We start from the raw sequence: 18,568 nt of genomic DNA, 5'->3' as shown, positions 1-18,568 counted from the left end.
CTGCCGAACTTGAGCGCCAGTTCGGAGCTTCGGCTCAACCCCCTCCGAAGGGGTGCCGATGCCAGGTCCGACGGCGGACGCCCCGGAGCTGCGGCCCGGGACCGCGCGAGCGAGCACGAGTGAGACGACGGAAGGCGGTGGACACGTGGACTACCAGCACCTGTCGACGTTGCTGTGGCGGGAGCAGGAGCTCCTGGACCTGCTGCTGTTCAAGGCCGAGGAGAAGCAGTACCTCATCCTCACGGGCAAGACCCGCTGGCTGCAGCGCATCGCCCACGAGATCGAGGTGGTCCTCGACCAGCTGCGCACCCTCGAGGTGGAGCGCGCCGCGGCCACCGAGGCCCTGGCCCAGAAGCTCGGCATCGAGTCGAACCCCTCGCTCCGCCAGGTGGCCGAGGTCGCCCCCGCCCCGTGGAACGACCTCTACGCCAAGCACCACGAGGCCCTGCTGGTCCTGGTCACCGAGCTGCGCAGCCTCTCCGACGCCAACCGCGAGCTGATCGAGGGCGGGCTGGCCGCCATCGGCGACGCCCTGCTGCAGGTGCGCACCCCCTCGGCCGGCACCTACGGCTCGTCCGGCCGGCACTCCGACGGCAGCCACCGTGCCGTGACCCTGGACGGCGCCCTGTGAGCACTTTCAGTGGGCTCAACACGGCCACCACCTCGCTGTGGGCCCAGCGCCGCGGCCTCGACGTCACCGGCCAGAACATCGCCAACGTGAACACCGACGGCTACTCGCGCCAGCGGGTGGACCTGTCCGCCATCAGCGGCAGCACCGTGCCGGCCTTCTTCTCGACCAGCACGGGCATCGGCCAGGGCGTCAGCGCCGCCGAGGTGCTGCGCATCCGCGACTCCTTCCTGGAAGGCCGGGGGCACACCGAGCACGCCAACCAGGCGCAGCTGGTTGCCGAGACCGACGCCTACGGGCTGGTCGAGCAGGCGTTCCGCGAGCCCGGCGACACCGGCATCCAGAAGATGCTGTCGGAGATGTGGAGCGGTTGGCAGGACGTCGCCAACACGCCCAGCGATCCAGCCGCCCGCGGCCAGGTCCTCAAGCGCCTGGAGACCCTCGTCGGCGGGTTGCGCTTCAGCCAGCAGCAGCTCGGCGGGCAGTGGGACCAGACCCGGGACAACCTCGCGGTCCTCGTCGACGACGTCAACGCTGCCGCGCAGAACATCGCCGAGCTGAACGTGGCCATCCAGCGGGCCACCCAGAGCAACCTGCCGAGCAACGACCTCGCCGACCAGCGTGACCTCCTCGTCATGAAGCTGGCCGACCGGGTCGGGGCCACCGTCCGGCACGGCAAGGACGGCGTGCTCGACGTCGTCGTCGGTGGCATGAGCCTGGTCTCGGCCGGCTCGGCCACGAAGTTCGCCCTCGCCGGGTCCACCGACCCCGACGCCACCGCCGGGGACCCGCTGCGGATCGTGACCGCGGTCGGCGACTTCGCCGTCCGTGTCGGCGGGACGGCCGCCGGACAGCTGAACACGCTGAACACGATCGTCCCGGGCTACCGCGTCCAGCTCGACGGCATCGCGACGACCCTGGCGACGGCGCTGAACGAGGCGCACTCCGGGGGCTTCGATCTCTACGGCCACGCCGGCACGGCGATCCTCGGCTCCTCCGGCGGCCCGATCACGGCGTCGACCATCTCCGTGGTGGTCAAGGACCCCAGCCGCATCGCGGCGTCGTCGGTGGGTCCGGGCACCCCGAACCTCGACCGCGGGAACGCCGACGCGATCGCCCAGCTGGCGAACTCGGTCACCGGCGTCGACGCCGGCTACCGGAAGATGATCGTCGAGCTGGGTGTCCAGTCGGCGGTGTCCCAGCGCAACCTCGCCATCCAGGGCAGCATCACGACCACGGTGGACGCGGCGCGCGACTCGGTCGCCGGCGTCAACCTCGACGAGGAGCTCACCAACATGCTCTCCTACCAGCACGCCTACGCGGCCGCGGGGCGGATGATCACCGCGATCGACGAGTCGCTCGACGTGCTGATCAACCGCACCGGCCTGGTCGGGCGCTGACCCGGTGCGGATCACCCAGCGCGCCGTCGCGCTCACCAGCCTGCAGGGCCTCAACTCCAACCTCGACGCCCTGGGCAAGCTCCAGCAGCAGCTCACCTCGGGCCGGATGCTCAGCGCTCCCTCGGACTCGCCGACCGGCACCAACCGCGCCATGCAGACGCGGGCGGACCAGGAGGCGGTCGCCCAGTACGCGCGGAACATCTCCGACGGGCAGAGCTGGCTGAACCAGACCGACTCGACGCTGCAGCAGATGCTGGACGTCACCCGCAAGGTCCGGGACCTGACCGTCCAGGGCTCCAACACCGGCGCCATGTCCGACACGGCCCGGCAGGCACTGGCCACGGAGACCGCGTCACTGCGGGAGAGCCTGCTCGGGCTGGCCAACACCACGGTCGCGGGCCGGCCGCTGTTCGGCGGGATCACCGCCGGTCAGCAGGCCTACGACTCCACGACCGGCGCCTACCTGGGACTCGCCGGCGCCGAGGTGTCCCGCCGGGTCTCCGCCACCGAGAGCGTCCGCATCGACGTCAACGGGCCCGAGGCCTTCGGCCCGGCGGGCGCTGACCTGTTCGCCGTCGTCGGGCGCATCGCCGGCAACCTGACCGCCGACCCCGCCGCCCTGGAGACCGACCTCGCCGACCTCGACGCGCTGGCGCAGGGGATGCAGTCGGCGGTCGCCGACATCGGCGCCCGCTCGGCGCGGATCGACCGCGAGGGCCAGATCAACGTCGACCAGGACATCAGCCTGCAGACCCGGCTGGCGGAGGTCGAGAACATCGACCTGCCGAACACGATCATGAAGCTGCAGATGCAGCAGACGGCGTACGAGTCGGCCCTCGCCGCCACCGCCAAGGCCATCACCCCGACGCTGCTCGACTACCTGCGCTGATGACCACCACCCTCGCCGGCAGCCCCGCGACGGCCCCGATGATGACGACGGCACCGGCTCCGCCCCCGGTCCAGGTGCTGTCGTTCGCCGAGCCGCTGCCGGGGTTCCCCCGTCACTCCGACTACGTGCTGGTCGCCGGGGACGGCGCCGGGCTGCTCTTCTGGCTCCAGGCGGTCGCCCCCGACGGCCCCCGGTTCCTCGCGGTGCCGGCGCGGGAGTTCTTCCCCGGGTACGCGCCGGTGGTCCCGGCCGCGGTGCAGGTGGAGCTGGGGCTGGCCGACGTGGCCGACGCCCGGGTCTACTGCCTGGTGAGCGTGCCCGGTGGCGACGCGGCCGAGGCGACGGCGAACCTGCGGGCACCGGTCGTCGTCGCCCCCGCGACGCACCGGGCGCGCCAGGTCGTGCAGAACGACGGCGCCCTTCCCCTCCGGCGGCGCCTGCGCCGATAACCTCAGCGGAACCGCGTCAGGGACGCGCTTCCCGTGCCCGCGCCCGCGGGCACCGCCACGGACGGCCACCACACACCCATGGAGGGGTACACGTGCTCACACTCACCCGCAGCGTCGGCGAGACGATCCGCATCGGGGACGACATCGAGGTGCACGTCGTCGAGGTACGCGGCGGCACCGTGCGGCTGGGCTTCAAGGCCCCCCGCGCGGTCGCCATCCACCGCGAGGAGGTCTACCGGCAGATCGCCGAGGCCAACCTCCTCGCCGCGCAGGTCACCGCGGACACGCTCGGCGCGCTCGCGGCGTTCGCGCCCACGGCCCTGCCGGACGCGACTCCCGACGGCGTCGGGGCCGAGAGCCCGGGCCCGGTCGAGGCGGGGCGTCCCGGCGACTGACAGATGTGCACGGCTGCCGGGGGGCGTCCCTCGGCAGTCCGTGCCAATCTGACGGCCCGACGGTCGTGATCGGGCGCGACACGGGCAACTATTGCCGAAGAGTCGGCCCGACAACTGCGTCAAACACAGCGAGTTGTGTGCCGAGTTCAGCGCGTGCATGCGGCAGATTTCTCCCCAAGCAAGTGACAGGGGGCGATCAAGATGGCACGCAACGCAATCACCGCAGCAGCGGCCGGCGACCAGACTGGTGAGCAGGAGTCCGTGGTGGTCCACGTGCAGCTGCGGCCGCGCCGCGGCTCCACCCGCAAGTGCCTCGCAGCGCTCGCGGCGCTGGCGGCCGAGCACGAGGACGTGGTCTTCGCCGTCACCGGGCTGAGCAAGGACGACCGGGTCGTCCGGGTGACGGTCGGGGTCGACCTCGGCCCGCGCACCGCGGTGGCCCGGTTCTCGCCGCAGGCGCAGGCGGCCTACGCCTTCGTCTCGGCGCTGTTCACCTCGCTGTACGACCACATGCCGGTCTACACCGCGGAGCCCAGCGGCGCCGAGCGCGCCGCCGCCACGACGCTCCTCGAGCACGTCACCGCGGGCGTCGCGCGCGCCGACGCGCTCCCCGTCGACGCCCTCGACGCGCTGCCCGGCTCGTCGGTGGCCCACTCGCCCATCCCCTCGCCGCGCCTCCCCGGTCCGGGGGAGCGCATCCCGGCCTGACGGCCTTCCGCGCGGTACGCCGGAGCCGGCGTATCCGGCACCTCTTCTTCCCCGTAGTGCCTGGAGTTCCGATGCCCGACCGCACCCCGTCCTCGACCCCTCCGACCGCAGACGACCGCGCCCGCAACCGGCAGCCCCTGGTGTTCGGCGGGATCCCCGAGGCCGAGGGGTGGGCGCTGGCGCCCATCACCCCGCGCGATCGGGTGCACTTCCGGGTCGACCACGAACTGCCGCTCGACGAGTTCCGCCGGGAGCTCCCCGACGGCGTCACGGCCAGCTACGACCAGGGTGACGGCCTCTACCGGGTCGACGGCGCCTGCGGGACGGCCGCGGTCCTCGCCGACTGGGTCAAGGCCTGGTGCGCCGGGCGCGGCGTGACCACCGTCGGGCTGCGCGCCGAGACCGGCGTCCGCCGCCGCGCCCCCCGGGACCTGCCGGGGGACTTCCTCGCCGACCTGTGCCGGCACTACGGGCCGGTGAGCCTCAAGCGGCTGCAGCGGAACATGAGCACGATCCGGCTGCACCTGCCCGACCCGGACGACCTCGGGCAGCAGGTGTTCGAGTGGGTGCTCAAGGCGGTGGCCCAGTACGACGAGACCAAGTCGGTCCCGTTCGGGGCCTTCCTGGCCACCCAGCTGTCCAAGTGGGTGCACGACCTGGGGCGCAACGCGCACGGGCGCACGGCCGCCGACACCGAGCACAAGCAGCAGAAGGCCATCGCCGCCTTCATGGCCGAGCACCAGCGCCGGCCGAGCGAGAAGGAACTGGCCGCCTACATGGGTCAGAGCGTCGCCACGCTGCGCCGCAACTCCCAGACCGTCGCGACCCTCAACGGCCTGCGTAACCTGCAGTCGCTGGACGGCACCCCCGAGACGACGGAGATCCTGCTGCCCGACTCCTCCGAGGCGCCCGACGAGATCATGGGGGAGGCCGAGCAGACGCTGCTGTCGCACGCCCTCACCGCCGCCTGCGCCCCCGACCCGAACGCGCGCAGCGACCAGCGCGCCGGCCAGCCCAACGTCCTCGGCTGGGCGACGTGGTACCTCACCACCTGGGGCGGGCAGACCAAGACCCAGCTGTCCGCCGACCTCAACACCTCGGTGCGGAACATGAACGTCTACGCCGACCGGGTGGAGAAGGCCCTCAAGGACCGGCTGGCCGAGCTCGCCGACTGACCGCGGCCCGTGCCGCGGTCCTCCCGATCCCGCGAGCCCGCACCGACCCTTCCGGACGGTGCGGGCTCGCGGGATCTCGTGCGTCCGGGGGTGCCGTGGCGCCCGGCCGGTGCCAGGGGTGCGCGCGGGACGGGGCGTGCCTGCGTGCCCGCGCGCGGACCGAATCCGGAAAAGCCCCCGGTGAGGGGTCCGTTGGCTCCTGCACCTGCCGATATCCACTCTGTGACGCCCAGTCCGAGCACCTGCCGCCGCGCCGCTCCGGCGTCGTCGGCGGCCGGACCGCGCGACCGGGACGACGCACGGTGAGCGCGCTGCCGTTCGGGGACCCGGCTGTGCCGGTCCTCGTCCCGCACTGGCTCGACGCCGCCGCCCGGGACCTGCTCGCCGAGACCGTGCGGACCGCGCTGGGGGACCGCACGGTGCACCCGGTCACCGCCATCCACCTGCAGGACGTCCTCACCGAGCTGCACGTGGCGACCGCCCGCGAGGCGGTCTGGCCTGCGTCGACGGCCCGGGTCCGGCTCGCCACCGGCTGGGGTGCGGACGTCCTGCCCGTCCGGCTGAGCCCGGCCGAGCTCGCCGGCGTCCTGGCCCTGCCCGGCCTGCCGGACCGGCTGCGCGGCCTGCTCGCCACCGGGGGGCGCGCGTGACCGCCGGCCTCTTCGGCACCGCGCCCTCCGCCCGGTTGCTGCACCGCTTCCGGGCGGCCCCGATCGAGGTGGCCGACCTGCACGACGTCGCGGCCGAGCTGCTGCCCCGCCTGTCGTCCCCGCGCCTGCAGCTGGACCTGGTGCGGCGTCCGGGCGCCGGCACCGTGCTCCACCTCGCGGAGGACGAGCGGGTCCAGCGGGTGCCGCTCACCGATCTGGCCGACGACATGACCCGGGCCGGGGTGCCGGGTACGGCCGCGGGCATCGCCGCCGCGCTGCGGACCTGGGTGGCCCGCCGCCCGGTCACCGACGTCGCGGCGGCCGCCGCCGGGATCGCGGTGCTCGACTGGGCCGACGCCGGGCAGACGTCGATCGGCTGGACCGTCGTCGTGGTGCGCGGGGAGCTCGCCGTGCCGTGGGCGCCGTCGTCGGCGGCACGGGCGGCGGAGCTGCACCGGGTCCGCTCCGCCGCCACCGGCCGGGCCCACGACGTGCACCTGGAGCTGCGGGTGGAGGGGCCCCTGGCGCTCTGGTCGCACCGCACCGTGCCGGTGCTCGCCTCGGCCGCGCTCGTCGCCCCCGAACTCCTGCTGCACCGGATCACCGGCGCGGGTCTGACCCTGCCCGACATGCACGTCGTGGTGACGCCGCACCGGCCGGTCGCCTGCGCGGGGCCCGGGGTCGCGCGCCGGCTGGCCGGCCAGGCCAGCGACGCGAGCGTGACGCTGCCCTGGCGCCGCGTCGTCGACCTGCCCTGGATCTGAGCGCCTCCCGGCACCGCGGTCAGGAGATGTAGCCGTACTCCCAGTGCCACGGCTCCGGCTTCTCGCCCCCGGGGCGGGCCCACTCGGGCTGCACGAAGCCGAAGCGCGCGGCGTTGGCCGTCATCCAGGTCCACTGCGGCGTGCCGGCGACGTTGACCCCGCCGCCGAGGTCGACCGCGAGGGCCCAGCCGTGGTTCGACGTGCCCGGGACGGCCGCCAGCCCCGGCTTGGCGTAGTAGGCCGCCACCTGCGCGCCGAAGGACCGGTAGGAGTCGGTGATCCGCAGCGGCGTGCCGAACTCCGCGGCGAAGGCCGCGTCGAGCCGGGCGTAGGAGGCAGCCGCGTCGCAGCGCAGCGCGTGCCCGGCGATGCCCAGCCGGCACAGCGCCTCGGCGGGGATGCGGCCGTTGGACCAGCCACCCCACTGCGGGCTCGCCGGCCCCGGCGTCGGCAACGGGGCGCCGCACGTACCCGCCCCGCCGCCTGGGGGCAGAGGTGCGTTCGGCCCGGCGGGGGCCGGCACCGGCACCCGCACCGCCGAGGCGCCGGCCGGCAGCGGTCGCACGCCCACCTGGTACGACGCCGCGGAGGCGCCGACGACGTCGCCGTCGCCGACGTAGATGCCGACGTCCCGGCCGCCGGGGGAGAACACCAGGTCGCCCACCTGGACGTCGCGGAACGGCACGGCGGCGCCGGACGCCCACTGGGCCTCAGGGGTGCCCGGCAGCGCGTACCCGCCGAGCAGCCAGGAGGCAGCGGTGAACCCACCGCAGTCGTACGTCTCCGGACCGGCGGTGCCCGCGACGAACGGTCTGCCGAGCTGGGAGAGGGCGTTGCTGACCGCGGCCACCGTCTCGGCGGGCAGCACGGTCACCGGTTCGTTGCCGATGATCGCCCAGACCACGCCGGGGACCGGGCGGCCGTCGGGGTCGAGCGCGGGCGACAGGCCGGCCGGCAGCGCCGCGAGGTCGGCCAGCGCGGCCGCGGGCGGCGGCACGATGCCGGCGGCGGCGAGCCGGCCGAGGTACTCCTGCCAGCGCCGCGTCGCCGCGTCGTTGCGCTCCTGCTGCGCGCCGGCGGCGGGGATGGTGCCCAGGCCGGCCAGCCGGCCGGAGACCTCGGGGGGGAGGTCGCCGACCTCCGCCCGCACGGCGACCAGGACGTCGGCGGCCCGCTGCTCGGCGGCCGACACGGCGGCACGCGCGTCGGCCACGCGAGCGGTCGCGGCCGCGAGCCGGGCGGCGCTGCGGGCCGCCCGGACCGCGTCGCCCGACAGCTCCGCCCCGGCGCGCTCGGCCAGGGCCTGCCGGTAGAGCACGCCGGAGGTCGCGCCGGCGTCGTGCAGGTCGAGACCCAGCACCGGGTAGCGGCTGGTGGCGTCGGCCCGGTACAGCTCGGCGGCGGCGGCGCCGACCGACAGCTGCGTGACGGCGAGCTCGTCCCGGGCGGCCTGCTCGGCGGCCAGCGCGTCGGCGAGCCGGGTGCGCCGCTGGTCGGCCGCACCGGCCAGCCGCTGGTAGCGGTCGGACTGCTCCAGCAGCGAACTGCGCGCCGTGAGCGCCAGCGTGGTCGGGTCCAGCGCCGAGCCGGCCACGTCGGGCGCCGGGGTACCGGGCAGCAGGAGGGCGAGCGCAGCGGGGATCAGCAGGGCACTGGTCGCGATCACGCCGAGGCGGGTCGACCACGTCGTCCCGGTGCGGGGGGTGCGCCGCGCGGTCCGCGAGCGGCCGCGGGCCGGCGGCCGGCGGACCGCGGTGCGCCCGCCGGCGGGGCGGCCCCGGCCTGCCGGGGTCCGGGACGTGCTCGTCCGCGGGGCACCCGCGCGTGCGGCGACGGCCGCGCGGGCCGCGGCGAGCTGCTCGGGGGTGACCCCGGGCCGGGCGGCCGCCGCCTGGCGCAGCGCCAGCGCCTCGCGCAGCGCCGCGGCCTCCGCCGGGGTCAGGTGCGGTCGGGCCGACGCGCGCTTCCCGCCGGCAGCCCCCGAGCGGGCGGCGGCGGTGCGGGTGCCGGTGCCGCGGGCCGTGGACGTCCGGGGCGCGGCGGTGCGGGTCGTGGACGTCCGGGGAGCGGCGCTGCGGCCGCCGGTGCTGCGGGCCGCGGACGCCGGCCGGGGCGAGTTCGCACGCGCGGGCGTACGCGATGCGGCCACTGCGTCCCCCGGGCGGTCTCGTCGGAACGGATGGGGCTCCTGGGACCGGTGAGGTCAGGAGCTCTCGCACATCCATCGACACGCCGTGGGAGATGCTTGAAAAGGCCGTTCCGGCAAGTCACCCGTTCGGGGTGGGGTGAACCTCGGGGGAGGGAAGGAGGGCGCGGGGCGCACGCCTCAGGGCGCCCACCAGGCGCCGTGCCGGTGCTCGAGCGGGATGCGCAGCTCGCCGCCGTCCTCGGTCCAGACGACGAACTCCAGCCTGGTGATGCGGACGGGCGGGCCCTCGCCGTCGGGCTCCAGGAGCCGGCCGGTGGCCAACGGCATGGGCGGCAGGACGAGGAGGTCCTCGTCGGGGAGCTCGGCCATGCGCGGTCCTTCCGAGAGCGGGGTCGCACCCACCGTAGGGATCGCCCCGGGGTACGCGACGGGCCGGGTGACCCCGGAGGGTCACCCGGCCCGGGAGCGAGGTGCGGTCAGCGCGCGTCCAGGGGGACGTAGTCCCGTTCGGTGGCGCCGGTGTAGAGCTGCCGGGGCCGGCCGATCTTCGTGGTCGGGTCGGCGATCATCTCGCGCCACTGGGCGATCCAGCCGGGCAGCCGGCCGAGGGCGAACAGCACGGTGAACATCCGCGTCGGGAACCCCATCGCCTGGTAGATCAGCCCCGTGTAGAAGTCGACGTTCGGGTAGAGCTTGCGCTCGACGAAGAAGTCGTCCTCCAGCGCGATCTCCTCGAGCTGGCGCGCCAGGTCGAGCAGTTCGTTGTTGCCGCCGAGCTTGTCCAGGACGGTGTCCGCCGTCGACTTCACGATGGCCGCGCGGGGGTCGTAGTTCTTGTAGACCCGGTGGCCGAAGCCCATCAGCTTGACGCCGGGCTCCTTGTTCTTCACCCGCTCGACGAACCGCGGGATGTCCCCGCCGTCGGCCTTGATGGCGTCGAGCATCTCCAGCACCGACTGGTTGGCCCCGCCGTGCAGCGGCCCGAACAGCGCGTTGATGCCCGCCGACACCGAGGCGAACAGGTTGGCGTGCGAGGAGCCGACCAGCCGGACGGTCGACGTCGAGCAGTTCTGCTCGTGGTCGGCGTGCAGGACGAAGAGCATGTCCAGCGCCTTGACCAGGTCGGGGTCCTGCTCGTAGGGCTCGGCCGGGAAGCCGAACGTCATCCGCAGGAAGTTCTCGACCAGCCCGCAGGAGTTGTCCGGGTACAGAAAGGGCTGGCCGACCGACTTCTTGTAGGCGTAGGCCGCGATGGTGGGCAGCTTCGCCAGCAGGCGCAGGGTCGACATCTCGACCTGCTCCTCGTCGAAGGGGTCCAGCGAGTCCTGGTAGAAGGTCGACAGCGCGCTGACCGCCGAGGAGAGCACCGGCATCGGGTGCGCGTCGCGCGGGAAGCCGTTGAAGAACTGCTTGAGGTCCTCGTGCAGCAGGGTGTGCCGCCGGATCCGCTGGTCGAACTCGCCGAGCTGGTCGGCGGTCGGCAGCTCGCCGTAGATCAGCAGGTAGCTGACCTCGAGGAAGCTGGACTTCTCCGCGAGCTGGTCGATCGGGTAGCCGCGGTAGCGCAGGATCCCGGCGTCACCGTCGATGTAGGTGATCGCCGAGGTGCACGACGCGGTGTTCACGAAGCCGATGTCCAGCGCGACCTTGCCGGTCGTCGCCAGCAGCTTGCTGGTGTCGATGCCGTCGGCACCCTCGGTTCCGCTCTTCAGCGGCAGGGGCAGTTCTCCACCGGGGTAGCGCAGGGCGACATCGGGGCTCGCTACGTCACCGGCGCTCGTTGTCTCGGTCATAGAGCCAGGACGCTACTCACTTCCGACCGGCTTGGCACATGTCACGCGAGCCCTTCGGCAGTGCGTGGTGCTCATCGGCGCGCGTCCCGGGTGACCATCCGCCGGCGGTCGGGGGCTCGTGCGGCCCCGACCGCCGGCGGCCGGCGTCAGGGGTGGGTCATCGAGAGGACGTCGAGCGCCTCGTCGAGCTGCTGCTCGGTGAGCTTCCCCTGCTCCACGTAGCCGCGCTCGACGACGACCTGGCGGATCGTCTTCTGCTCGGCCAGCGACTGCTTGGCGACCTTGGCTGCCTCCTCGTAGCCGATGTACTTGTTCAGCGGCGTGACGATCGAGGGGGACGACTCGGCGTAGGTGCGGCACTGCTCCACGTTGGCCGTGATGCCGTCGACGCAGCGGTCGGCCAGCAGCCGGCTGACGTTGGCCAGCAGCCGGATCGACTCCAGCACGTTGCGCGCCATCAGCGGCAGCGTCACGTTCAGCTCGAAGACGCCGGTGGTGCCGGCGTAGGTGACGGCGGCGTCGTTGCCGATCACCTGGGCGCCGACCTGGATCACCGCCTCGGGGATCACCGGGTTCACCTTGCCCGGCATGATCGAGCTGCCCGGCTGCAGGTCCGGCAGGGCGATCTCGCCGAGGCCGGTGCGCGGGCCCGAGCCCATCCAGCGCAGGTCGTTGGCGATCTTCACCAGGCCGACGGCGATCGTCTTGAGCTGCCCCGACCCCTCCACCAGCGCGTCGCGGGAGCTCTGCGCCTCGAAGTGGTCCCGGGCCTCCGACAGCGGCAGCTCCATCTGGCCGGCCAGCTTCTCGATGATCGCCGCGGCGAACCCGGGCGGGGTGTTGATGCCGGTGCCCACGGCCGTGCCGCCGAGGGGCAGCTCGCCGATGCGGGGCAGCGAGGCCTCCAGCCGCTCGACCCCGTAGCGCACCGCCGCGGCGTAGCCGCCGAACTCCTGGCCCAGCGTCACCGGGGTGGCGTCCATCAGGTGGGTGCGGCCGCTCTTCACGACCTCCGCGAACTCCTCGGCCTTCCGCTGCAGCGATGCCTCCAGGTGCCGCAGCGCCGGGATCAGGGTGACGACGATGGCGCGGGTGGCGGCGATGTGGATCGCCGACGGGAAGACGTCGTTGGACGACTGCGAGGCGTTCACGTGGTCGTTCGGGTGCACCGGCGCGCCGAGCGACTCGGTGGCCAGCGAGGCGATGACCTCGTTGGTGTTCATGTTGCTCGACGTGCCCGAGCCGGTCTGGAAGACGTCGATGGGGAAGTGCTCGTCCCAGTCGCCACGGGCGACGGTCCCGGCCGCCTCGGAGATGGCGTCGGCGATCGAGCGGTCGAGCACGCCGAGGTCGGCGTTGACGGTGGCCGCCGCGCCCTTGATCGCCGCCAGGGCGCCGATCAGCTCCCGCTCGATGGGGGTGCCGGAGATGGGGAAGTTCTCGACGGCACGCTGGGTCTGCGCCCGCCACTTGGCCCAGGAGGGGACGCGGACCTCTCCCATGGAGTCGTGCTCGATGCGGAAGTCCCCGCCGTCCTGCGCTGCGCCGTTCTGCTGGGCCACGCTGTGCTCCCGGTGGTGTGGATGGTGACAGTGCTCCGCACGGGACCCTAGACACCCGTGGGGGGAGAGGTCGGTTCCGCCCTCGCCAGGGGCCGCCGGGCCGTCGCGGGTGCGGCCCTCGGGCGGGCTGGCCGTCGGGGCGCTGGCGGCCAGGTTCCTGGTGGGCGCGGCGTTCGTCGGCATCGGCCGGGTGAAGGCCCACGCGGAGATGGTCTGCACCGCGATGGAGTGGGACCGGGCGCCCGATCTCGGCTAGCGTCCGGGTGCGTGAGCGATCCCGACGACACGCCCCGCCCGCCCGCCGTGCGCGTCTCCGACGCGGAGCGGGAAGCGGTGGTGGCGCAGCTGCAGGCCGCCGTCGGGGAGGGGCGCCTGGACCTCTCCGAGTTCGGCGAGCGCGCCGAGGCCGCCTACGCGGCGGTGACGCGCGCCGACCTCGACCGGCTGGTGGCCGACCTGCCGTCCGACGGGTCGCCGCCGGTGCAGATCGTGGGGCAGCGCCCGAGCGAGGTGGTGTCGAGCGCCTTCGGCGACATCACGCTGACGGTCGCGACGACACCGCCGCGACGGGCGGGCACGGTGTTCGGCGACATCCGCATCGACCTGCGGGGGCTGCGGACCGACGCCGACCGGATCGACCTGACGCTCAGCACCGTCTTCGGCGACATCGACGTCATCCTCGCCGAGGGGGTTGACGGCGAGCTGCACGGCCGGACCGTCTTCGGTGACCGCAAGGTCCAGCTGGCACCGGTACCGCGGCTCGCGGGCACGCCGCTGGTCGTCGTCCACGCCCGGGCCGTCTTCGGCGACCTCCGGCTGCGCAGCCTCGCCCCGGGCGATTCCCCGACCCGCTGGGGCGCCCTGATGGAGCGGCTGGCCCAGCGCCGCCGGCCATGACGCCGGCGGGCCTCAGTCGCGGTCGAAGGGGACCGCGGAGTACGCCCGCAGCTTCTCCAGCGAGTGCAGGCTGTCGATCGAGCGGATCGTGCCCGAGCGGGAGCGCATGACCAGCGACTGCGTGGTGCAGCCCCCGGCGCTGTAGCGGACGCCGCGCAGCAGCTCGCCGTCGGTGATGCCGGTGGCCACGAAGAAGACGTCGCCCCGCACCAGGTCGTCGATGTGCAGCACCCGGTCCAGGTCGTGGCCGGCGTCGAGCGCCTTCTGCCGCTCGGCGTCGTCCTTCGGCCACAGCCGGCCCTGCAGCGCGCCGCCCATGCACTTGAGCGCGCAGGCGGTGATGATCCCCTCCGGGGTGCCGCCGATGCCCAGGAGCAGGTCGACGCCGGTGCCCTCGCGCGCGGCGGCGATCGCACCCGCGACGTCGCCGTCGGTGATGAACTTGATGCGGGCGCCGGCCTCCCGGACCTCCTGGACCAGCTGCTCGTGGCGGGGCCGGTCGAGGATGCAGACGGTGACGTCGCCGACGGAGCTCTTCTTCGCCTTGGCAATGCGGCGGATGTTCTCCGCCACCGGCGCGGTGATGTCCACGACGTCGGCCGCGGCCGGGCCGGTGGCCAGCTTCTCCATGTAGAAGACCGCCGACGGGTCGTACATGGCGCCGCGCTCGGCCACGGCCATGACCGCGATGGCGTTCGGCATGCCCTTCGCCATCAGCGTGGTGCCGTCGATCGGGTCGACGGCGACGTCGCACTCGGGCCCCTGGCCGTCGCCGACCTGCTCGCCGTTGTAGAGCATGGGCGCCTCGTCCTTCTCGCCCTCGCCGATGACCACGACGCCCCGCATGCTCACCGTGCCGATGAGCGCGCGCATGGCGTCGACCGCCGCCCCGTCGCCGCCGTTCTTGTCGCCGCGGCCCACCCAGCGCCCGGCGGCCATCGCGGCCGCCTCGGTCACGCGCACGAGCTCCAGCGCCAGGTTCCGGTCGGGCGCCGGGCGGTCGGGGGAGAACCCGTGCCCGGACGTCGTCGAGGGGAGGGGGCCATCGGGAAGGGGCAGCGACACAGGACCTCCTGGGAAGGACCCCCTCCGCCCGGTCCCGCGCCGGCTCAGGGCGGGGTCCGGGACGGGGCCGTGGGCGGCGAGGTGGGGGAGAGCTCGCCTGCGATCCTAGGGGCATGACCGGAATCGGCCCGACGAGCCAGCGTCCCCAGGTCCCCGACGACGCGGGCGCCTCCAGGGCGGAGGTTCCGCCGCCGTCGTCCGCGGTCCAGCGCGCCGACCGGATGAGCGCGGCCAACATGCTGCGCTCGCTGCTGCCGCTGGTGGTGATCAGCCTGCTGATCGTGGGCTGGATCGCGTTCAAGAACGACCCCGGGGACCCGGTGCGCGAGGTCGACCCCTCCACCACGATCCAGCTGGCCCAGTCGCGGGCGGACCACCCCGTGCCGGTCCCCGGCGGGCTGGGCGAGGACTACCGACCGACCAGCGCGCGCACCGACGCGGGCAACGCGGCCGAGGGCGACGCGGTCACCCTGCAGATCGGCTACCTGACGCCGTCCGGTGGCTACGCCGGCTACGTCGTCTCCGGCGCCCCCGACGCCGAGGCGGTCGACGCGGTCCTCGACGGCGCGACGGAGGACGGCGTCACCGAGCTGGGCGGCGAGCAGTGGACCCGCTCGACCACCGAGCGCGGGGAGACCGCGCTGTCGCGGGTCGCCGACGGGGTCACGCTGGTGGTCACCGGGTCGGCCGACGACGACGAGCTGGCCGCCGTGGCGGCCGCGGTTCGGCCCTGACCCCGCCGGCCGGGGCCGCGGCTCGATCGCGAGGTCACGACTCGGTGACTGCCCGGTGCGTCCGTCAGCGGCGGCCTGGCTCCGCCGGGAAGGTGTCGGCATCGACCCACTGAACCGACTGCCTGAGGAGCCCCGGATGCTGGCACGCGAGGACTGCACGAGCAGTGATCACCGGGCTCCGGCCGACGGGGGGTCGTGCGCGTGCGGCATGGTCACCCGCATCCCGGTGGCCCGGGTGCCCGGGTCGACCGACGTGCGGGACGTGCTGGCGCGCTGCCTCGAGGAGGAGTCCGCCGGCGCCCGCCCGTCCGCGGTGCTGCAGCAGCGCGTCGAGCGAGTGCTGGCCGCCCTCGTCGACGCCGGGCTCGTGGTGGCCCCGGACACCCGGCTCCGCCCGCCCGCCTGATCCGCCGGCCTGACCCGCCGGACCGCTCGCGGCTCAGGCGTCGTCGGGGGGCGCCGCTGCGGCCAGGCGCTCGCGGGCGCGGTCCAGCCAGTGCTGGCACAGGCGGGCCAGCTCCTCGCCGCGCTCCCACAGGGCCAGCGACTCCTCCAGCGTGAGGCCACCGGCCTCGAGCCGGCGGACGACGTCGGCGAGCTCCTCCCGGGCCTGCTCGTAGGTGGTCGCCGGCTCGGGGCCGCGCTCGTCGGTGGCGCTCATGCGGGGTCCTCCTGGGGGGTGGGTTCGGCGGCGCGGTCGACGCGGACGGCGAGCCGGCCGCCGGCGACCCGTACCCGCAGCAGCTCGCCGTCGGCCACCGCGGCGGGATCGCGCACCAGCGAGCCGTCGTCCTGCTGCACCACCGCGTAGCCGCGCTCGAGGGTGGCGGCAGGGCTGAGCGCGGCCACCCGCGCCCGGGCGTGCTCGAGGTCGCGCTCGGCGGCCTCGACGCGGTGGGTGAGGGTGCGCCGCGCTCGGGTGCGCAGGGCGAGCACGTCGTCCTCCCGGCCGTGCAGCAGCCGGTCGGGGGAGGCCAGCACCGGGCGCGTGCGCACCGACTCCAGCCAGCGCTGCTGCTGCTCCAGCCGGGCGGTGACGAGGTGCCTGGCCCGGGCGCGCAGGCCGTCGACCAGCCGCCGCTGCTCGCCGATCTCGGGCACGATGCGGTGCGCGGCGTCGGTGGGGGTGGCGGCCCGCACGTCGGCGGCGTGGTCGACCAGCGTGGTGTCGGTCTCGTGGCCGACGGCGGTGACCACCGGGGTGCGGCACCCGGCGATCGCCCGCACCAGGCCCTCGTCGGAGAAGGGCAGCAGGTCCTCGACGGAGCCACCGCCGCGCGCGACGACGATGACCTCGACCGCGGGGTCGGCGTCCAGCGCGCGGAGGCCCTCGATGACGTTGGCCGCCGCCTGCGGCCCCTGGACGGCGCAGTTGTGCACGGTGAAGCGCACCGCCGGCCAGCGGCGGCGGGCGGTCACGAGCACGTCGCGCTCGGCGGCGCTGTCCCGGCCGGTGACCAGCCCCACGACGCGGGGGGCGAAGGGCAGCGGCCGCTTGCGGGAGGCGTCGAACAACCCCTCGGCGGCGAGCAGCCGGCGGATCCGCTCGATGCGGGCGAGCAGCTCGCCGAGGCCGACCGCCCGGATCTCGGTGGCCCGCAGCGAGAAGGAGCCGCGGGCGACGTAGTAGTCCGGCCGGGCCCGCACGATGACGCGGGCGCCCTCGGTGAGCTCCAGCCCGGGGCGCTCGGCGACGTCGCGGTGGCAGGTGACCGGGACGGAGAGATCGGCGGCCGGGTCGCGCAGGGTGAGGAAGATCGTCGCCGCGCCGCTGCGCCGGGACAGCTGCGCGACCTGGCCCTCGACCCACACCTCGCCGAGGCGGCCGATCCAGTCGGCGACCTTGCGGGCCACCGTGCGCACCGGCCAGGGGGCCTCCGGGCTCGACGGGGCGGTCATGCCCCGAGCGTGTCAGACGGCTCCGACACCTCCCGGACGCCCCCTGGCCGGGGGTGGGGTCCGCTCAGGCGCCGCGCGGGGAGAGCGGGCTGGACTCGACCGCCTGCTCCTCGAGCTTCTCCAGCCGGTTGCGCAGCATCCGCAGGTAGGGCTCGCGGGCGCGGGTGGCCTGCTCGTAGGCCAGGAGGTCGGAGACCGAGTTCAACTGGTAACCGCGCAGCCGGCCGCGCAGCTGGGCGATCGAGAAGCTGTCGTAGCCGTCGACGGGGGCCTCGGCGGGTGCCTGGGCGGTGGAGGTCTCGGCCGTGGCGGTGTCCGTCGCGCCCTGGGCCGTGCCTGCGTCGGTCCCCGCGGTGTCCGCCGTGGCCGACCCGGTCGCCTCGGCCACGGGGGAGCCGCTCTCGTCCACGGCCACGTCCGAGCCGGCGTCCGAGTCCACGGTGTCGGTGGCGGTGCCGTCGGTGGTCGCGACGGTCTCGTCGGTACCGGGCTCCTCCGCCGGGGCCTCGACGGCGGCGACACCCTCGTCGGTGACCGTGGCGTCGACGGTCTCGATGCCGCCCTCGGGCGTGAGGACGTCCACGGAGGTGGCGACGTCGGCCGTGACGTCGGTGTCGGGGGCCGGCGCCGGGTCGCTCTCCAGCAGGGCGCGCTCGAGGGCGTCGGCGTCCTCGGTCGCCGCAGCGTCGCCGGGGCCCTCGACCGCCGCCGCGTCGCCGGTGCCCGGCGTCAGCGGGTCGGTGTCCGGCGTCGCCGGGACCATCTCGTCGATGGCGAGCTCGTCGAGCACCTCGTCGGTGCTCGGCGCCTCGTCGGCGGGCAGGTCGGCGAGGCTCTGCTGGGCCTCGTCCGCGCCGTCGGCGAGGTCCTCCACCAGGCCCTGGCCGAGGTCGTCGATCGCGGCGACGACGGCGTCGGCGGCCGGGTCGTCGGGGAGGTCGGCCACCTCCGCGTCGGTGATCGCGTCGGCGTCGGCGGCGGCGACGCGGTCGAAGGCCGAGTCGCGGAAGCCGGTGGCGGGCTCCTCGTCGTCGTCGAAGGTGGCCAGCCCCGGCTCGGCATCGCCGCGCAGCCCGACGAGCAGCTCGTCGCCACGGGCGACGAAGCCGGCGTAGGTCTGCTGCACCTTCATCGCGTGCTGCATCGCCATGCCGATGATGCGCACCGGCAGACCGGGCAGGGTCTCGGGCAGCTTCCGGGTCTCGTCCAGCACGGTGGCCGCCAGACCGGCGGCGGCACGGACGACCTCGGGGATCTCACGGGACATGCGCACAGCGTGCCCCAGAACCACCGGTGCGACACACCCGACCAGCATCGATGCACCCGCCGGGGGCATGTGCCTGGTCACATCCGTGTCCCGGACCACCCGCGGCCGCCGTCCCGGTCGTCCCGGCCCACCTACCATGGGTGC

At 74.6% G+C, this 18,568-nt stretch carries 21 protein-coding genes; 13 read left to right on the top strand and 8 right to left on the bottom strand.

Going from position 1 to position 18,568, the window contains the following annotated elements:
* Nucleotides 1-145 precede the first annotated feature (145 nt).
* From O2W17_RS05760 to O2W17_RS05720, 9 genes are all read left to right on the top strand, one after another.
* A complete protein-coding gene (locus O2W17_RS05760) occupies nt 146-631 on the top strand; it encodes a flagellar protein FlgN (protein ID WP_269191440.1) in 486 nt (161 codons plus the stop codon).
* Nucleotides 628-2,028, top strand: coding sequence for a flagellar hook-associated protein FlgK (gene flgK / locus O2W17_RS05755; protein WP_269191439.1), 1,401 nt, complete (start codon nt 628-630; stop codon nt 2,026-2,028). Before O2W17_RS05760 ends, flgK begins: the two co-directional genes overlap by 4 nt.
* Nucleotides 2,029-2,032: 4 nt before the next feature.
* Nucleotides 2,033-2,917, top strand: a complete 885-nt coding sequence (gene flgL, locus O2W17_RS05750) for a flagellar hook-associated protein FlgL (RefSeq protein ID WP_269191438.1) — start codon at nt 2,033-2,035, stop codon at nt 2,915-2,917.
* Entirely contained in the window at nt 2,917-3,366 is a 450-nt protein-coding gene (gene fliW, locus O2W17_RS05745) for a flagellar assembly protein FliW (RefSeq protein ID WP_269191437.1), read from the top strand. Before flgL ends, fliW begins: the two co-directional genes overlap by 1 nt.
* Before the next feature lie 92 nt (nt 3,367-3,458).
* A complete protein-coding gene (gene csrA, locus O2W17_RS05740; RefSeq protein ID WP_269191436.1) occupies nt 3,459-3,761 on the top strand; it encodes a carbon storage regulator CsrA in 303 nt (100 codons plus the stop codon).
* 201 nt (nt 3,762-3,962) lie between these two features.
* Nucleotides 3,963-4,469 carry a hypothetical protein gene (locus O2W17_RS05735; protein ID WP_269191435.1) on the top strand — a complete coding sequence of 169 codons (507 nt, stop codon included), beginning with the start codon at nt 3,963-3,965 and terminating at the stop codon, nt 4,467-4,469.
* Between the two features lie 71 nt (nt 4,470-4,540).
* On the top strand, nt 4,541-5,644 hold the full coding sequence (locus O2W17_RS05730) for a flagellar biosynthesis protein FliA (protein WP_269191434.1): 1,104 nt from the start codon (nt 4,541-4,543) through the stop codon (nt 5,642-5,644).
* Between the two features lie 302 nt (nt 5,645-5,946).
* Nucleotides 5,947-6,294 (top strand): hypothetical protein, encoded by a 348-nt coding sequence (locus tag O2W17_RS05725; protein ID WP_269191433.1) that lies wholly within the window; start codon nt 5,947-5,949, stop codon nt 6,292-6,294.
* Nucleotides 6,291-7,058, top strand: coding sequence for a hypothetical protein (locus O2W17_RS05720; RefSeq protein ID WP_269191432.1), 768 nt, complete (start codon nt 6,291-6,293; stop codon nt 7,056-7,058). The genes O2W17_RS05725 and O2W17_RS05720 overlap by 4 nt, the downstream gene beginning before the upstream one ends.
* Before the next feature lie 19 nt (nt 7,059-7,077).
* Here O2W17_RS05720 and O2W17_RS05715 read toward each other — a convergent pair whose 3' ends face one another.
* The 4 genes from O2W17_RS05715 to O2W17_RS05700 form a co-directional block, all read right to left on the bottom strand.
* Nucleotides 7,078-9,207, bottom strand: a complete 2,130-nt coding sequence (locus O2W17_RS05715) for a D-alanyl-D-alanine carboxypeptidase family protein (RefSeq protein ID WP_269191431.1) — start codon at nt 9,205-9,207, stop codon at nt 7,078-7,080.
* A 177-nt stretch (nt 9,208-9,384) separates the two neighbouring features.
* Complete coding sequence (locus tag O2W17_RS05710; RefSeq protein WP_269191430.1) at nt 9,385-9,576, bottom strand: hypothetical protein; 192 nt, start codon at nt 9,574-9,576, stop codon at nt 9,385-9,387.
* A gap of 107 nt (nt 9,577-9,683) precedes the next feature.
* Nucleotides 9,684-11,000 carry a citrate synthase gene (locus tag O2W17_RS05705; protein ID WP_269191429.1) on the bottom strand — a complete coding sequence of 439 codons (1,317 nt, stop codon included), beginning with the start codon at nt 10,998-11,000 and terminating at the stop codon, nt 9,684-9,686.
* A 146-nt stretch (nt 11,001-11,146) separates the two neighbouring features.
* Nucleotides 11,147-12,562, bottom strand: a complete 1,416-nt coding sequence (locus tag O2W17_RS05700; protein WP_269191428.1) for a class II fumarate hydratase — start codon at nt 12,560-12,562, stop codon at nt 11,147-11,149.
* Between the two features lie 109 nt (nt 12,563-12,671).
* On the opposite strand from O2W17_RS05700, the gene O2W17_RS05695 reads away from it, so the two are divergent.
* Together O2W17_RS05695 and O2W17_RS05690 are read left to right on the top strand one after the other, a co-directional pair.
* Nucleotides 12,672-12,818 carry a hypothetical protein gene (locus tag O2W17_RS05695; protein WP_269191427.1) on the top strand — a complete coding sequence of 49 codons (147 nt, stop codon included), beginning with the start codon at nt 12,672-12,674 and terminating at the stop codon, nt 12,816-12,818.
* Nucleotides 12,819-12,829: 11 nt separating this feature from the next.
* A complete protein-coding gene (locus O2W17_RS05690; protein WP_269191426.1) occupies nt 12,830-13,459 on the top strand; it encodes a DUF1707 SHOCT-like domain-containing protein in 630 nt (209 codons plus the stop codon).
* A 12-nt stretch (nt 13,460-13,471) separates the two neighbouring features.
* Here the strand turns inward: O2W17_RS05690 and glpX are convergent, their stop codons facing one another.
* Complete coding sequence (gene glpX / locus O2W17_RS05685; RefSeq protein ID WP_269191425.1) at nt 13,472-14,524, bottom strand: class II fructose-bisphosphatase; 1,053 nt, start codon at nt 14,522-14,524, stop codon at nt 13,472-13,474.
* Between the two features lie 113 nt (nt 14,525-14,637).
* Between glpX and O2W17_RS05680 the strand changes: the two genes are divergently transcribed.
* Together O2W17_RS05680 and O2W17_RS05675 are read left to right on the top strand one after the other, a co-directional pair.
* A complete protein-coding gene (locus O2W17_RS05680) occupies nt 14,638-15,258 on the top strand; it encodes a DUF4245 domain-containing protein (RefSeq protein ID WP_269191424.1) in 621 nt (206 codons plus the stop codon).
* A 136-nt stretch (nt 15,259-15,394) separates the two neighbouring features.
* Nucleotides 15,395-15,664 (top strand): hypothetical protein, encoded by a 270-nt coding sequence (locus O2W17_RS05675; protein ID WP_269191423.1) that lies wholly within the window; start codon nt 15,395-15,397, stop codon nt 15,662-15,664.
* A 33-nt stretch (nt 15,665-15,697) separates the two neighbouring features.
* Here O2W17_RS05675 and O2W17_RS05670 read toward each other — a convergent pair whose 3' ends face one another.
* The 3 genes from O2W17_RS05670 to O2W17_RS05660 all read right to left on the bottom strand — a co-directional run bounded on the left by O2W17_RS05670 (nt 15,698) and on the right by O2W17_RS05660 (nt 18,424).
* Nucleotides 15,698-15,919: an exodeoxyribonuclease VII small subunit gene (locus O2W17_RS05670; protein ID WP_269191422.1), complete on the bottom strand. Its 222-nt coding sequence runs from the start codon at nt 15,917-15,919 to the stop codon at nt 15,698-15,700.
* Entirely contained in the window at nt 15,916-17,157 is a 1,242-nt protein-coding gene (gene xseA / locus O2W17_RS05665; RefSeq protein ID WP_269191421.1) for an exodeoxyribonuclease VII large subunit, read from the bottom strand. Before xseA ends, O2W17_RS05670 begins: the two co-directional genes overlap by 4 nt.
* Nucleotides 17,158-17,221: 64 nt before the next feature.
* Nucleotides 17,222-18,424, bottom strand: coding sequence for a hypothetical protein (locus O2W17_RS05660; protein WP_269191420.1), 1,203 nt, complete (start codon nt 18,422-18,424; stop codon nt 17,222-17,224).
* Nucleotides 18,425-18,568 lie beyond the last annotated feature (144 nt).

The sequence above is a fragment of the Blastococcus sp. VKM Ac-2987 genome (assembly GCF_026967805.1).
GTDB lineage: Bacteria > Actinomycetota > Actinomycetes > Mycobacteriales > Geodermatophilaceae > Blastococcus.
The sequence above is the reverse complement of the archived record's forward strand: the minus strand, read 5'-3'. Positions and strand labels throughout refer to the sequence as shown.